The 14,122-nt window shown below is 70.0% G+C and carries 10 protein-coding genes; 8 read left to right on the top strand and 2 right to left on the bottom strand.

Annotated features, from left to right (window positions below; genetic code table 11):
• The 5 genes from folK to CPCC7001_RS14065 all read left to right on the top strand — a co-directional run bounded on the left by folK (nt 1) and on the right by CPCC7001_RS14065 (nt 8,490).
• Nucleotides 1–504: a 2-amino-4-hydroxy-6-hydroxymethyldihydropteridine diphosphokinase gene (gene folK / locus CPCC7001_RS08685; protein WP_369699361.1), complete on the top strand. Its 504-nt coding sequence runs from the start codon at nt 1–3 to the stop codon at nt 502–504.
• A complete protein-coding gene (locus CPCC7001_RS08690; protein ID WP_006909128.1) occupies nt 501–2,198 on the top strand; it encodes a DUF6798 domain-containing protein in 1,698 nt (565 codons plus the stop codon). The genes folK and CPCC7001_RS08690 overlap by 4 nt, the downstream gene beginning before the upstream one ends.
• Nucleotides 2,199–2,255: 57 nt before the next feature.
• Nucleotides 2,256–2,822, top strand: coding sequence for an NUDIX domain-containing protein (locus CPCC7001_RS08695; RefSeq protein ID WP_006910201.1), 567 nt, complete (start codon nt 2,256–2,258; stop codon nt 2,820–2,822).
• Nucleotides 2,822–4,336, top strand: coding sequence for an FAD-binding domain-containing protein (locus CPCC7001_RS08700; RefSeq protein WP_006909119.1), 1,515 nt, complete (start codon nt 2,822–2,824; stop codon nt 4,334–4,336). Before CPCC7001_RS08695 ends, CPCC7001_RS08700 begins: the two co-directional genes overlap by 1 nt.
• Nucleotides 4,337–4,707: 371 nt before the next feature.
• Nucleotides 4,708–8,490 carry an Ig-like domain-containing protein gene (locus CPCC7001_RS14065; RefSeq protein ID WP_006910625.1) on the top strand — a complete coding sequence of 1,261 codons (3,783 nt, stop codon included), beginning with the start codon at nt 4,708–4,710 and terminating at the stop codon, nt 8,488–8,490.
• A 16-nt stretch (nt 8,491–8,506) separates the two neighbouring features.
• Here CPCC7001_RS14065 and CPCC7001_RS08710 read toward each other — a convergent pair whose 3' ends face one another.
• Nucleotides 8,507–8,917 carry a type II toxin-antitoxin system VapC family toxin gene (locus CPCC7001_RS08710; protein WP_006910656.1) on the bottom strand — a complete coding sequence of 137 codons (411 nt, stop codon included), beginning with the start codon at nt 8,915–8,917 and terminating at the stop codon, nt 8,507–8,509.
• Nucleotides 8,914–9,168, bottom strand: a complete 255-nt coding sequence (locus tag CPCC7001_RS08715) for an antitoxin (RefSeq protein WP_043368837.1) — start codon at nt 9,166–9,168, stop codon at nt 8,914–8,916. The genes CPCC7001_RS08710 and CPCC7001_RS08715 overlap by 4 nt, the downstream gene beginning before the upstream one ends.
• A 139-nt stretch (nt 9,169–9,307) precedes the next feature.
• Here CPCC7001_RS08715 and CPCC7001_RS08720 point away from each other — a divergent pair, with 139 nt between their 5' ends.
• The 3 genes from CPCC7001_RS08720 to CPCC7001_RS14830 all read left to right on the top strand — a co-directional run bounded on the left by CPCC7001_RS08720 (nt 9,308) and on the right by CPCC7001_RS14830 (nt 14,111).
• Entirely contained in the window at nt 9,308–9,979 is a 672-nt protein-coding gene (locus tag CPCC7001_RS08720; protein ID WP_006909130.1) for a bifunctional 2-polyprenyl-6-hydroxyphenol methylase/3-demethylubiquinol 3-O-methyltransferase UbiG, read from the top strand.
• 68 nt (nt 9,980–10,047) lie between these two features.
• Nucleotides 10,048–12,291: a tetratricopeptide repeat protein gene (locus CPCC7001_RS14070; RefSeq protein WP_006910234.1), complete on the top strand. Its 2,244-nt coding sequence runs from the start codon at nt 10,048–10,050 to the stop codon at nt 12,289–12,291.
• On the top strand, nt 12,288–14,111 hold the full coding sequence (locus CPCC7001_RS14830) for a TIGR03032 family protein (protein WP_006911171.1): 1,824 nt from the start codon (nt 12,288–12,290) through the stop codon (nt 14,109–14,111). Before CPCC7001_RS14070 ends, CPCC7001_RS14830 begins: the two co-directional genes overlap by 4 nt.
• The last annotated feature ends 11 nt before the right edge of the window (nt 14,112–14,122 follow it).

Raw genomic sequence — 14,122 nt, forward strand, 5'->3', positions numbered from 1 at the left:
CTGGGGGCGAACCTCGCCGACCCGATCGCCACGCTCCTCGCCGTGCGGCCGCGGCTGGCCGAGGTGCTGCGCGCCTGGGCCGCCGGTGGGGAGCGCTGCGCGGAAGCCCCGCCACTGCGCTGGTCGCCCCTGTTCCGCACGGCGCCGGTGGGGGGGCCGCCGGGCCAGCCGCCCTATGTGAATGCCGTGGTGCTGACGGAGGGCACGACCGGTGCCGATCCCATGGCGCTGCTGCTGGCGCTGCAGAGCCTGGAGGCGGCCTTCGGCCGGCAGCGCCTGGTGCGCTGGGGTCCGCGCAGCCTCGATCTCGACCTGCTCTGGTGCGATGGGCACCGCCGTGAGAGCGCGGCCCTGTGGCTGCCCCATCCCCGCTGGCGGCAGCGGGCCTTCGTGCGGACGCCGCTGGCGGCCCTGGCACCGGAGCGGGTGGCCGCCCTGCCGGCGCTGGAGAGCGCCGAGCCGGCTCCCGAGCGGCTGCCCCCCCGGCCCGGCTGGCCCGAATGACGTCCTTGAATGGGCCGAGCCCCATCGCCACCCCCTCCGCGTTGCCCCCCGCTCCCTGGCGCGGTGCCGAACGACTCATCCCCAGCCGCTGGCGCAGCGCTCTGGCGATCACCCTGGTGGTGGGCGCCCTGTGCCTGTTCGACGGCAACCTGGACAGCAATGAGGCCGGCAAGCTGGCCCTGGCGCGGCAGGCGGTGGATCCGGGCTGGATCCCGGCCGACTGGTATCTCAACGACAGCCAGGGCTACCAGTGGCTGTTCCAGCAGCTGAGCGGCCGGATCGTGGCGTGGCTGGGCTTCGGGCCCGGGTCGCTGCTGGTGCGGCTGCTGGGCTACGGCCTCTGGGGCTGGGCCCTGGCCGGCGTCACGGTGCCGCTGGGGCTGCCGCCGGCGCTGGCGGCCCTGGCGGCGGGACTGTTCAGCCTGCAGCAGGGGGTGCTGGCGGCCGAGTGGATGGTGGGCAGCGCCGAACCCAAGACCTTCGCCTACGCCGCCCTGCTGCTGGCCTATGCGGCCTGGCGGCAGCGGCGCTGGTGGGCCTGCGGACTGGCCAGCGGCCTGGCCTGTTCCTTCCACCTGCTGGTGGGGGGCTTCGGGGTGCTGGCCCTGGCGGGGCTCACCGTGCTGCGGGGTGGCGGGCCCTGGAGCTGGCGCCGCCTGGGCCCGTGGCTCTGGGGTTGCGGGCTGGCCGGCCTGCCGGCGGGGCTGGCGGTGGCCGAGCAGCTGCTGGGGCGGGCCACGGCCCCGCTGGAGCCCGCCGGGGCGGCCCTGCCGCCGGCGAGCTGGATCTATGTGGTGCTGCGCAATCCGCACCACCTGCTGCCCGCCAGCTGGTCGGCGGGCGACTGGGCCCGCCTGGCCCTGATGCTGGGGCTGTTCAGCCTGGCGGCGGCCGCCGCCGGCGTGGGCCGCCCCGGCCGCGACCGGCAGCGGCAGGCCAGCCGCGACCTGGCCCTGTGGGTGGTGATGAGCTGGCCTCTGGCGCTGCTGGGCCTGCTGGCGGGGGTGGGCGTTTCCGCCAGCGCGGCGGAGGCGCCGGCGGGGGACACCCCGGCGCTGCTGCTGCTGAGCCTGTATCCCTTCCGCGTGGCCGACACGCTGCTGATGCTGGGCCTGTGGCTGCTGCTGGCGGCAGCCCTGGCGCGGTGGCTGGCCCGGGGGCCGCTCGGCACGGCGGGCCGGCGGCGGCTGCAGCGGGGCCTGGTGGGCCTGGCGCTGCTGCTGAGCCTGGCGGGCCTGTTGCGGAAGCTGCCCCAGGCCGCAGCGCGGGGCAGCCGGGGCTTCGTGGACACGCCGGAGCGGGCCGAGCTCTACGCCTGGATCCGGAGCCGCAGCGCGCCCTCAGCCCTGGTGGTGGCCCCCCCCACGGGCTTCGAAGACCTGGCCCTCCAGACCGGCCGCCCCGGCTTCGTGCAGTTCAAGCAGGTGCCCACGGCCAGCAGCGCCCTGCACATCTGGTTCATGCGCCTCACGGCCCTGGCCGGGGGCGAGGCCGGCGTGTGGCGGGGGCCCGGGGGCTGGGAGGCCAGCGACCGGCTGATGCGGGCCTACGGCGGGCTGTCGCCGGCGGCGCTGGCGGCCCTGGCGGAGCGCCATGGGGCGACGCTGCTGATCACTGCCACGCCCCAGCCGGGCCCGCCGGGGTGGCGCCCGGCCGCGCGCAACGGAGCCTGGACCCTGTGGCAGCGCCCCTGAGCACCACCCCTCAGCAACCCCGAGCGCCATGCTGGGGCTGAGCCGACGTCCTGCCCCATGGCGCCCCTGCCCGCCCCCGAGCCCGCGCGCCATCTGGAAACCACCGCCGCCCTGCAGGCCCGCAAGCTGCGCTTCGAGGTGAACCGGATCGCGCTGCCGATCGGGGTGGAGGGCACCTTCGGCGTGATCCGCCACCCCGGCGCCGCCCTGGCGGTGCCGTTGCTGGATGACGGCCGCGTGGTGGTGCTGCGCCAGTACCGCTTCGCCGTGGCCACGCGCCTGCTGGAATTTCCGGCCGGCACCCTCGATCCCGGGGAGACGCCGCTGAGCACGATGCAGCGGGAACTGCAGGAGGAGGCGGGCTATGCGGCAGAGTGCTGGGATCCGCTGGGGACGCTGCTGCCCTGCCCCGGCTATTCCGATGAGGTGATCCACCTGTTCCTGGCCCGGGGATTGACCCTGCTGGCGGAGCGGGAGCAACCGCCGGGCGATGACGACGAAGACCTGGAGGTGCTGCTGCTGCAGCCGGACGAACTGGACGCGGCCCTGGCCAGCGGCGATGAGTACCTCGACGGCAAGAGCGTGACGGCCTGGCTGCGGGCCAAGCAGCTGCTGGGGCTCTGATGGCGGCGGAAACCGGGGCTGAGCGCTGGCTGTTCTGGCACCGCCGCGACCTGCGGCTGGCCGACAACCTGGGGCTGGCGGCGGCGGCGGCGGCCACCCCGGCGGTGACGGGGGTGTTCGTGCTGGATCCGGGGATCCTGGAGGCGGCGGACCTGGCCCCGGCGCGGCTGTGGTTCCTGGCCGAGAGCCTGCGGGAGCTGGCGGAGCGCTGGCGGGCCGCCGGCAGCCGCCTGTTGGTGCTGCGGGGGGATCCGGCCGTGGTGCTGCCGCAGCTGGCCGCGGCGCTGCGGGCACCGGTGCTGGCCTGGAACCGGGATGTGGAGCCCTACGGCCGCGAGCGCGACCGGCGGGTGGCGGCGGCGCTGCAGGCCGAGGGGCGGCGGGTGCTGGTGGACTGGGACCAGCTTCTGATCGCCCCGGAGGCCCTGCGCACCGGCCAGGGCGATCCCTACCGGGTGTACGGCCCCTTCTGGCGCAACTGGCGCGGCCAGGTGGCGGCCAGGGCCGACCTGGGCAGCGCCGCCGCAGGGGGCCTGGAGCCGGTGGCGGCGCCCACGGGCCTGCGGGATCTGGGCGAGCCGGAGCTCCAGGCGCTGCACCGATCCACTGCGTCGCCCCTGCCCCTGGTGGAGCCCGACGCCGCCACGGGCCTGCATCTGCCCCACAGCTTCCCCGGCGCCGACCTCTGCCCCTGCCGCCCCGGCGAGGCCGCCGCCCAGGAGCAGCTGCAGGCCTTCTGCGATGGCGGCTGCGATGGCGGGCCGCTGCTGGCCTATGAGCAGGGCCGCAACCTGCCGGGCGAGGCTGGCACCTCGGGGCTGAGCGCGGCGCTCAAGTTCGGCACCCTGAGCCCGCGCCAGGCCTGGGCGGCGGCCCAGCAGGCGCGGGCGCTGGCCCGCAGCACCGAGGCCGAGCAGTCGATCACGGTGTGGGAGCAGGAGCTGGCCTGGCGCGAGTTCTACCAGCAGGCCCTGTTCCATTTCCCGGAGCTGGCCGAGGGCCCCTACCGGCCCCAGTGGAAGCGGTTCCCCTGGGAGAACGACGAAGGGCGCTTCGAGGCCTGGCGGCAGGGGCTCACCGGCATGCCGATCGTGGATGCGGCGATGCGCCAGCTCAATGAGAGCGGCTGGATGCACAACCGCTGCCGCATGATCGTGGCCTCCTTCCTGGTGAAGGACCTGATCTGCGATTGGCGCTGGGGCGAGCGGGCCTTCATGGCCCAGCTGGTGGACGGTGATCTGGCGGCCAACAACGGCGGCTGGCAGTGGAGCGCCAGCAGCGGCATGGACCCCAAACCGCTGCGCATCTTCAACCCCGCCACCCAGGCGACCAAGTTCGATCCGGAGGCCAGCTACATCCGCACCTGGCTGCCGGAGCTGCGCCATGTGGCCACGGCCGATCTGATCAGCGGCGCCATTCCACCCCTGGAGCGGCGCGGCTACCCCGAGCCGATCGTGGAGCACAAGATCCAGCAGGCCAGGTTCAAGGCCCTGTACGCGGCGCTGCCACGTTGAAACAGAGCTGAAAAAGAGGGGCACAGGTGTGAGGAGTGCCCCGGCACGAGCCGAACCCCCTAGGACCTTGGCGGGCGGTGAGGACCGGCGCCGCGAGGTGGAGAACGCTCTGGACCCAGCATCCAACAACCGTGGGCGACCTACAGATTCGCTTCACAAGACGCAAGGGCATCCGCACACGGATCCCCAAAGCCCACGCCGAAACTGTCACGCCTGGAGCCCACCCGCCTGGCCAGGCCTGCACTCACGTTTCAGCCAGCACTGTCATTTTCGCTACCTCAATCACAACAATTCACACGGCCAGGTGGCTTCCCGCCCCTCCAGGTTGCGCCCCGTAGGGTGAATGAAATGGATGCGGACATCGCCCCCTCGTGAAGCCGATCAAGCTCATCTCCCGCATCACCGTTGACGGCAACCGCCTGGTGCTGCGCTTCAAGAGGCCGGCCAACATCAGGGGTCTGCGCGGCAACAAGCGCTTCCGCATCTTCCTCAACGGCCAGCGCATCACCCTCTCGGGCAAGCCCAGGCTCAGCCGCAACCGCCGCTCCCTCAGGCTCAACCTGGCCAGCGCCGCCCGTTTCGGGGACAGCCTGCTCGTCACCTACAAGGACCCCAGGGGCGATCAGAAGAAAGGCGTCATCCAGAACACCAAGGGCCGCGACCAGAAGACCCTCAAGAACAGGGCTGCCACCAACCTCACCGCCGCACCACCGCCACCACCCCCTGCTCCTGCTCCAGCGCCAGCTCCGGCTCCGGCTCCGGCTCCGGCTCCGCCACCGCCGGACACCACACCGCCGGCAGCGCCCCTGATCACCTCCGGCGACCGCACCACCGACACCACACCCACCATCTCCGGCACTGCGGAAGCCGGCAGCACCGTTCGCCTCTTCAGCGGCGCACAGCTGCTCGGTTCCACCACGGCCGCCGCCAACGGCGCCTGGGCCTTCACCCCCGCCAGCCCCTTCAGCGCAGGCGCCGTGGTGGCGCTCGCCGCCACCGCCACCGACGCCGCCGGCAACGTCTCCGCAGCGGCGCAGCAGACCCTGCGCCTCTACGCCCCGATCGAGCTCTCCGCCATCGCCAACGGCTCCGGCGGCTTCGTCATCAATGGCGAATCAGGTGGCGACTACAGCGGCCGCAGCGTCAGCGCCGCCGGCGATGTCAACGGCGATGGTCTCGCCGATCTCCTCATCGGTGCTCCCTACGCCGATCCCAATGGCCAAACTTATGCCGGCCGCAGCTATGTGGTCTTCGGCAAGACCGGCACCACAGCCATCGACCTCGCCACCATCACCGCAGGAAGCACAGACGGCTTCGTCATCAATGGCGAAACCGCTAACGACTTCAGCGGCCGCAGCGTCAGCGCCGCCGGTGATGTCAACGGCGATGGACTCGCCGATCTCCTCATCGGCGCCTCCCGCGCCGACAGCTCTGCCGGTCGCAGCTATGTGGTCTTCGGCACTGCAGCCACCACCGCCATCGAGCTGTCCGCCATCGCAGAAGGCACAGGCGGCTTCGTCATCAATGGCGAAAACACCTCCGACAACAGCGGCTACAGCGTCAGCGCCGCCGGTGATGTCAACGGCGATGGACTCGCCGATCTCCTCATCGGCGCCTACAGCGCCGATGGCTTGACCGGCCGCAGCTATGTGGTCTTCGGCAAGACCGGCACCACAGCCATCGACCTCGCCACCATCACCGCAGGAAGCACAGACGGCTTCGTCATCAATGGCGAAACCGCTAACGACTTCAGCGGCCGCAGCGTCAGCGCCGCCGGTGATGTCAACGGCGATGGCCTCGCCGATCTCCTCATCGGCGCCTCCCGCGCCGACAGCTCTGCCGGTCGCAGCTATGTGGTCTTCGGCACTGCAGCCACCACCGCCATCGAGCTGTCCGCCATCGCAGAAGGCACAGGCGGCTTCGTCATCAATGGCGAAAACACCTCCGACAACAGCGGCCGCAGCGTCAGCGCCGCCGGCGATGTCAACGGCGATGGACTCGCCGATCTCCTCATCGGTGCTCCCTACGCCGATCCCAATGGCCAAACTTATGCCGGCCGCAGCTATGTGGTCTTCGGCAAGACCGGCACCACAGCCATCGACCTCGCCGCCATCACCGCCGGAAGCACAGACGGCTTCGTCATCAATGGCGAATCAGCTGGCGCCCCCCCCTTCTTCTCTGATAGCGACCGCAGCGGCTTCAGCGTCAGCGCCGCCGGTGATGTCAACGGCGATGGACTCGCCGATCTCCTCATCGGTGCACCCAGCGCCGATTTCAGTAGCAGTGCCGGCCGCAGTTATGTGGTCTTCGGTACCACAGACACCAGCCCCATCGAGCTCTCCGCCATCGCGGCAGGCTCAGGTGGCTTCGTCATCAATGGCGAATCAGGTGGCGACCGCAGCGGCATCAGCGTCAGCGCCGCCGGCGATGTCAACGGCGATGGTCTCGCCGATCTCATCATCGGTGCTGAAGACGCCGATAGCTTCGTCGGTCGCAGCTATGTGGTCTTCGGGTCCACGTCGGGGGCCTTCTTCCAGACCGCCGTCGATCAGCTCGGCACCAGCGGTGACGACACCCTCACCGGCACTGCGGCCGCTGAAACCCTCGTCGGCGGGGATGGCGATGACACCCTCAGCGGCAATGGCGCCGATGTGCTGCTGGGGGGTGCCGGCAACGACACCTTCATCCTCACCACCTCCATGCTCTCGGCCCTCACTGAGCCCCTTGGCTCTGGGGGGAATATCAACCAGCTGGCCCGCATCGATGGTGGCTCGGGGTTCGATACGATTTCTATTTCAGCAACTTCAGAAGAAATCCCTCTAACTACGCTTGGCCTCAACATCATTGCCAATCAGGGGGCTTCGGCACCCTTCTCGGCGTCACGGCTGGCATCCATCGAGCAGATTGTATTCTCCGGCTCAAGCATTGGACTCCTCTTCCTAAACCCCAACGACATCAGTGACCTGAGTGGTTTCAATACCCTCAACAGCTCATCGGCTTCCGACCTTGGCTTCTCGAATGGAAGTTATGCATTCCAGGCCATAGAGCAGCGCCACCAACTGGTCGTCAGCGGTGATGGCACAGACCAACTCTTCGGGGGGAGTGGCAACTGGATGGACCAGGGCACGGTCCTTGGCCCCACTGGGACCTATCGGGTCTACAACGAAAGCTCCAGTGCAACCCAGCTGATCGTCGATGAAGACATCATTCGCGCTGGCTTGTTTCTCACTTCCCCGCTGGTGCTCGATCTCGATGGTGGCGGCATCAGCACCACCGCCCCCGATCCGGCCGGTTCTCTGGCCTTTGATCTCAACGCTGATGGAACGCCCGAATCGACGGGGTGGCTCTCCCCAGCCGATGCCTTCCTGGTGCTCGATCGCGATGGCGATGGCCTGATCTCCTCGGGCGCCGAGCTTTTCGGCAGCAGCACCCTGCTGCCTGATGGCACAACGGCGCGCAACGGCTTCGAGGCCCTGGCCGTGTTCGACAGCACTGGGCAGGGCGGCAACGGCGATCAACAGATCACAGCTGACGACACCATCTTCTCCAGCCTCCGCCTCTGGCAGGACAGCAACGGCGACGCCATCTCCCAGGCCGAGGAGCTGAGCACCCTCGACGCTCACCAGATCACCTCGCTCTCGCTTAGCTACACCACCACCGAATCCAGCAGCGACAACGGCAACCTCATCCGCGAAACCAGCAGCTACACCAGTGCCGACGGCTCCACCGCCCTGCTCGCCGATGTCTGGTTCGCCACCACAACGTCCGGCAGCGAGAACCTCGATCCGATCACCGGGCTGAGCACCACCAGCCCCACCTTGGCCTCCAGCGAACCCAGCCCTGCTCAGACAGAGGACACCACGGGCCTCTCCACCACCAGCTCCTCCACCACCTCCAGCGCCGATCCCATCACCGGGGAACCGCTGACCGCTCAGCCGCCCGAGGAGATCAGCGAGCCCCTCACCACCACAGAGACGGCCGCGACCCCAACCAGCAGCGAGAGTTTCACCAGCGAGCCCCTCACCTTCACCCCGCCTCCCAGCGAACCCCTGCTCACTCCTCCATCCAGCAGCAGAACCGCCAGCTCCGATCCCTTCAACAGCCAGACCCTGGCCAGCGATCCCCTCGATCCCAACCAGGCGCTGGTGCTCTGATTCCAGCTTCGATCGTTCAGGCAGACGCCCAATCCACGAGCTGGAGGCCCTGCACCCGCTGGAACTCGCGCAGGTTGTGGCTCACCAATGTGGCCCCGAGCGCCAGGGCATGGCAGGCGATCCAAAGATCGTTGGCTCCGATCGGGGTGGCACGACGCCGCAGAGCAGTGGCCTGCTCGGCGTAGTGCCGGCAGATCGCAGGGCAATCGGGATAGAGCACGGGCACCACCCGAGCCAGAGAGTCCAGTCTTCGCAATGTGGCTTCACGCCGCAGGCTGCCTTCCGCGCCCTGGAGGAGCTCCGCCCAGGTCACATACGACATCGCCAGGGAGTCCCCAGCGCTGAGAGTGTTGATGCGATCGGCCACCTCTGGAGGTTGGTTCTTGATCAGATAGATCAGGATGTTGGTATCGAGCAGGTAAATCACAGAGGCTCCCGCTCTTGCAGCGGCAGCCTCTGAGCCTGCTGCTGCTCCAGAACAGCAAGGAAATCGGCATCGAAACCGCGCAGAGCCCGCAGCAGGGCCTCCCCGCGACGGGCGGGGCAGGGATGGATGAGCAGGTCACCCTCGGCTGTGCGACTGATCTGCACCTGATCCGTACTGAGGCGGAACTCGGCGGGGATGCGAACAGCCTGGCTGTTGCCGTTCATGAACACCCGGCTGGGGAGCACGTCCATCGGCCACATCGTGTGTACTCCAAAGTGTAGACGCCGTCGCTGCCGGCCTGGCAGCCTGCACGCCACAGCCGGCAGAGTGGCGCCTGCCCGTGGCAATGGCGAACGTGGCGCGCTGGCCCCCATTCCATGAGGTTCCGGAATGAGCCCAACCCCACCCGACTACTACGGGCGCATCAATCCTGATCTGCTCCAGCTCATCCCTCCGGATGCCCGTTGCATTCTCGAGGTGGGCTGTGGGGCCGGCGCCATGGGAGCGGCGTTCAAGGCCAGCCATCCCCAGGCCCGCTACATCGGCCTGGAAGCGATGGAGGAGCCCGCCCGGCGCGCCCGCGAGGTGCTGGATCTGGTGATCTGCGCCGATGTGGAGTCACCCGCCCTGCAGCTCTCCACGCTCCCCAACGTGGATTGCCTGATCTATGGCGATGTTCTCGAACATCTGCGCGATCCCTGGGCCTGCCTCCAGCACCACGTGCAGCTCCTCAACAGCAGCGGCACCCTGCTGGCCTGCATCCCGAACGTTCAGCACTGGAGTGCCCTGCTGGCCCTGCTGCGCGGTGAGTGGCCCGTGATGGAGGAAGGCCTGTTCGATCGCACCCATCTGCGCTGGTTCACCCGTTCCGGCATCGAGAAGCTGCTGCAGTCCTCTGGGCTCACGCTGCAGGAGATCCACCCGCGCATCTTCCAGCCCGACCAGGCGCGGGCGTTCGTGCAGGCACTCCTGCCCGCCCTGCCCGCTCTGGCAGTGGATCCCCAGCGCCTGCTCGAGGGTGTGGCACCCCTGCAATACGTGGTGGTGGCCACCCGGCGGTGATCCTGCTCCCAGCAACCCGGCGGAACACAGCCGGCCACCACGACAATGGAGCGCAACACCTGCCTGCCATGGGCACCTCCGAGCCGGATGCCACGGCGCACTCCACCCGCAGCAGCGCCCAGCACATCGCGGCGCTCTGGCGGGAGCTGCGCGCCCAGCCGATCCAGCCAGGCCCCTGGCTGAGCCTCAGCCGCGCCTACCGCCAACAGCAGCTCGCCTGGCAGGCCGCCGCCACCGCCCGCCAGGCCTGCCGGCTGGATCCCCGCCTGGAAGCCCAGCTGGCGGCTGAGGACCTGGCGCCGCCGGCTTCCGCGCTGGTCTACCCCGATCCCCTGCCCCAGCTCACCCCTGCAGCCCTGGAAGCCCTGGGGCCGTGGCTGGATCAGGCCCCGGGCGACTGGCTCAGCGCCCTGCTCTGGCTGCGCTGGGGGGATGGCGAGGGTTCCGCCCCAGACAACGCCAGCAACCCTGACCCCATCGCCCTTGCCAGAGCCGTCAGCCACGAGCCGATCGCCGGCGAAACCCTCCACTGGCTCGGCCTCTGGCGGCTGCAGGCCGGTGATCCCCAGGGAGCCGTGGAGGCCTTCAAGGGGCTGGTGAACCTGCAGCCCCAGCGCCATGGCTCGATGCTCTACCTCGGCGAGGCCCTGCTGCAGCTGGGCAACACCACCGCCGCCGAGAAGGCCTTCACCCGCGCCTCCCACTCCCGCAATCCAGCCTTCCTGCGGCTGCTGGCCGAGCGCGTGTACGCCAACAACTACTGGCAGGAGGCGATCCCGGTCCTGGAGCGGGCCCTCGAGCTCCAGCCAGCCGACGTGCCCACCCTGGTGCAGCTGGCCAAGCTGCACTGGGAGGTCTACAACCTCAGCCAGGCCCAGGACCTCGGCCGCCAGGTGCTGGCGATCGATCCGGCCAACGCCGAGATCCCCTATCTGCTCAATGCCCTGCCGGGCCGGCTGGGCGACGCCCGCGCCCATTTCGAGGCGGTGCAGGCGCACCACGCCCGCCTCGGCGATCCAGGCTCCCGCCTGGCCTCCAGCATCGCCATGGCCTCGCTCTACTGCGATCACCTCGAGCCGGGCCAGGTGGCCGCGCTGCACCGCGAGCTCTGCGCTCCGATCAGCGCCAGGCTCGAGCCGGCCAGGCCCTTCCCCAGCCCTGCCGATCCGCACCGCCGCCCGCTGCGGCTGGGGCTGCTGTCGGCGGATTTCCACCGCCAGCACCCGGTGAACCTGTTCATGCTGCCGCTGCTGCAGCGCTTCAACCGCGAGGAGCTCGAGGTCAGCGTGTATGCCACCGGCGGCATGGTGGACGTGTACACCCGCCAGGCCCGCCAGGCCGCCGCCCACTGGGTGGAGGCCGCCCCGCTGGATGATGGGGCCCTGCAGCGGCGCATCCGCGACGACGGGATCGACATCCTGCTCGATCTGGCCGGCCATACCAGCAGCCATCGCCTCGGCGTGCTGGCCCTGCGCGCCGCCCCGGTGCAGGCCACCTTCCTGGGCTATCCCCACTCCACCGGGCTCACCAGCATCGACTGGCTGATCGGCGACCCGGTGGTGTCGCCCGCCGAGCACGCCCACCTCTTCTCCGAGGGCATCGCCCAGCTGCCCCACAGCGTGTTCTGCTGGGCGCCGGTGGATGCCTACCCCCTGCCGCGCCCCAGGGCCGAGACGGCGCCGGTGGTGTTCGGCTGCTTCAACAACGTGATGAAGCTCTCCCCCAGCACCATCGCCCTCTGGGCCCGGATCCTTCAGGCGGTGCCGGAGTCGAGCCTGCTGCTCAAGGCCCCCTCCCTGCGGGATGGCCTGGTGCGGCACTCCTTCCAGGAGCGCTTTGCGGCCCACGGCATCGGGCCCCACCGCCTGCGGCTCGAGGGGCCCACTGAGCTCAGCGTCATGATGCAGACCTACGGCCAGATCGACATCGGCCTCGATCCCTTCCCCTACAACGGCGGCACCACCACCCTGCAGGCCCTCTGGATGGGGGTGCCGGTTGTCGTGCTGGAGGGGGGCAACTTCGTGAGCCGTATGGGCGCCAGCTTTCTCACCAGCCTCGGCCGGCCCGAGTGGATCGGCGCCGACCCCGACAGCTACGCGCGCATCGCCGTGGCCCTGGCCAGCCAGGTGCACACCCTGCGCCGCCAGCGCGCCGAGCTCCGCGAGCGCCTGGCCCGCTCCCCCCTGGGCGACATCGAGGCCTACAGCCGCGATTTCGAGCGGCTGCTCGGCCGCCTCTGGCGCGCCCACACCGAGGATCCGGGCTGCAGGCTGCTGATGGCCGAGCCCGCCACAACAGCAGCCCAGCCATGAGCGCGGCGCTTGCACCCCTGCAGCTCGTGTCGGCCACACGCTCTTCCCCGCAGGCCTTTGTCACCGGCACCCTGCTGGGCCGCTCCCTGGCCCTGCCGCAGCACCGCCACTACGGGCAGCGCATCAGCTTCCACAACCACCAGGGGCTGGGGGCCCTCTACCAAGCCGCCCTGGCGGAGGCCCGGCCCGAGAGTCTCGTGGTGTTCTGCCACGACGACGTGTGGCTCGGTGATCAACCCCTCGATGCGCTGCTGGAGACGGCGCTGCAGAACTTCGATCTGGTGGGAGTGGCCGGCAACAGCCGCCTGACGCCTGGGCAGATGGGCTGGTGGCTGCAGCCCCACAGCGACGCCTGGGACACGCCCCATCTGGTGGGCCGGATCCGCCACGGTGCCCCCCAGGCCAGTGAGCTCAGCACCTACGGCCCCAGCCCCGCGGCGGCCCGCCTGCTCGATGGTGTGTTCCTCGCCGCCCGCGCCGGCATGCTGCAGGCGGCAGGGGTGGGCTTCGATCCGGCCTTCGAGTTCCACTTCTACGACCTCGATCTCTGCCGCACCGCCCTGGCCGCCGGGCTGCGGCTGGGGGTGTGGCCGATCGAGCTGATCCATGCCAGTGGCGGCCAGGCCGGCAGCCCCGGCTGGTGGCATGGGCTGGAGCGCTACCGCCGCAAGTGGGAACCGGGGCTGCCGTTGCCCACCGGGCGCGCCGGGCCCTCCTCCGGAGGTGCCGATTCCTTGCCAGCCCGCCAGCCCCCATCCCCAGCCCCGCCGATGTCCAGCGCCGCTCCGGCCTTCGAGATCACCACCTCCCGCCAGCTGCTGGCCTGGCTGGCCGAGCAGCAGCTCTCGATCGCCCTCACCACTTACCAGATCGGCAAGCTCTTCACCCTCGGCCTCAAGCCGAACGGCGAACTCTCGGTGTTCGAGCGCAGCTTCAACCGCTGCATGGGGCTCTGCGGCACGTCCAACGGCTTCTACCTCAGCAGCCTCTACCAGATCTGGCGCTTCGAGAACGTGTTCAGCCCCGGCGAGAGCCAGAACGGCTACGACCGCCTCTACGTGCCCCAGGTGGGCTACACCACCGGCGACTGCGACATCCATGACATGGCCGTCGCTGGCGACGGCCAGCTGGTGTTCGTCAACACCCTGTTCAGCTGCCTGGCCACCCTCAGCACCACCCACAGCTTCCGGCCCCTCTGGCACCCCCCCTTCATCAGCCGGCTGGCGGCGGAAGACCGCTGCCACCTCAACGGCCTGGCCCTGAAAGGTGGCCGGCCCGCCTACGTGAGCGCCGTGAGCCGCTCCGATGCCACCGACGGCTGGCGCGAGCACCGCAGAGACGGCGGCGTGGTGCTCGATGTGGCCAGTGGCGAGGTGGTGGCCGCCGGCCTCTCGATGCCCCATTCACCCCGCTGGTACCAGGACCGCCTCTGGCTGTGCAATTCCGGCAGCGGCGAATTCGGCTGGGTCGACCTGGCCAGCGGCCGCTTCCAGCCCCTCACCTTCTGCGCCGGCTACCTGCGCGGCGTGGCCTTCCACGGCGACTACGCCCTGCTCGGCACCTCCAAACCGCGCCACAACAAAACCTTCTCCGGCCTCCCCCTCGATGAGGCCCTCGCCAGCCGCCAGGCCGAACCCCGCTGCGGCATTCAGGTGGTGGATCTGCGCAGCGGCGATGCCGTGCACTGGATCCGCTTCGAGGGGCTGGTGGAGGAGCTCTACGACGTGATCACCCTCCCCGGGGTGCGCAACCCGATGCTGCTCGGCTTCGTGAGCGATGAGATCCGCCGCGTGATCAGCCTGGAGGAGGCCACCGGCTGAAGCGGCCCGCC

This window comes from Cyanobium sp. PCC 7001, assembly GCF_000155635.1.
Taxonomy (GTDB): Bacteria; Cyanobacteriota; Cyanobacteriia; order PCC-6307; family Cyanobiaceae; genus NIES-981.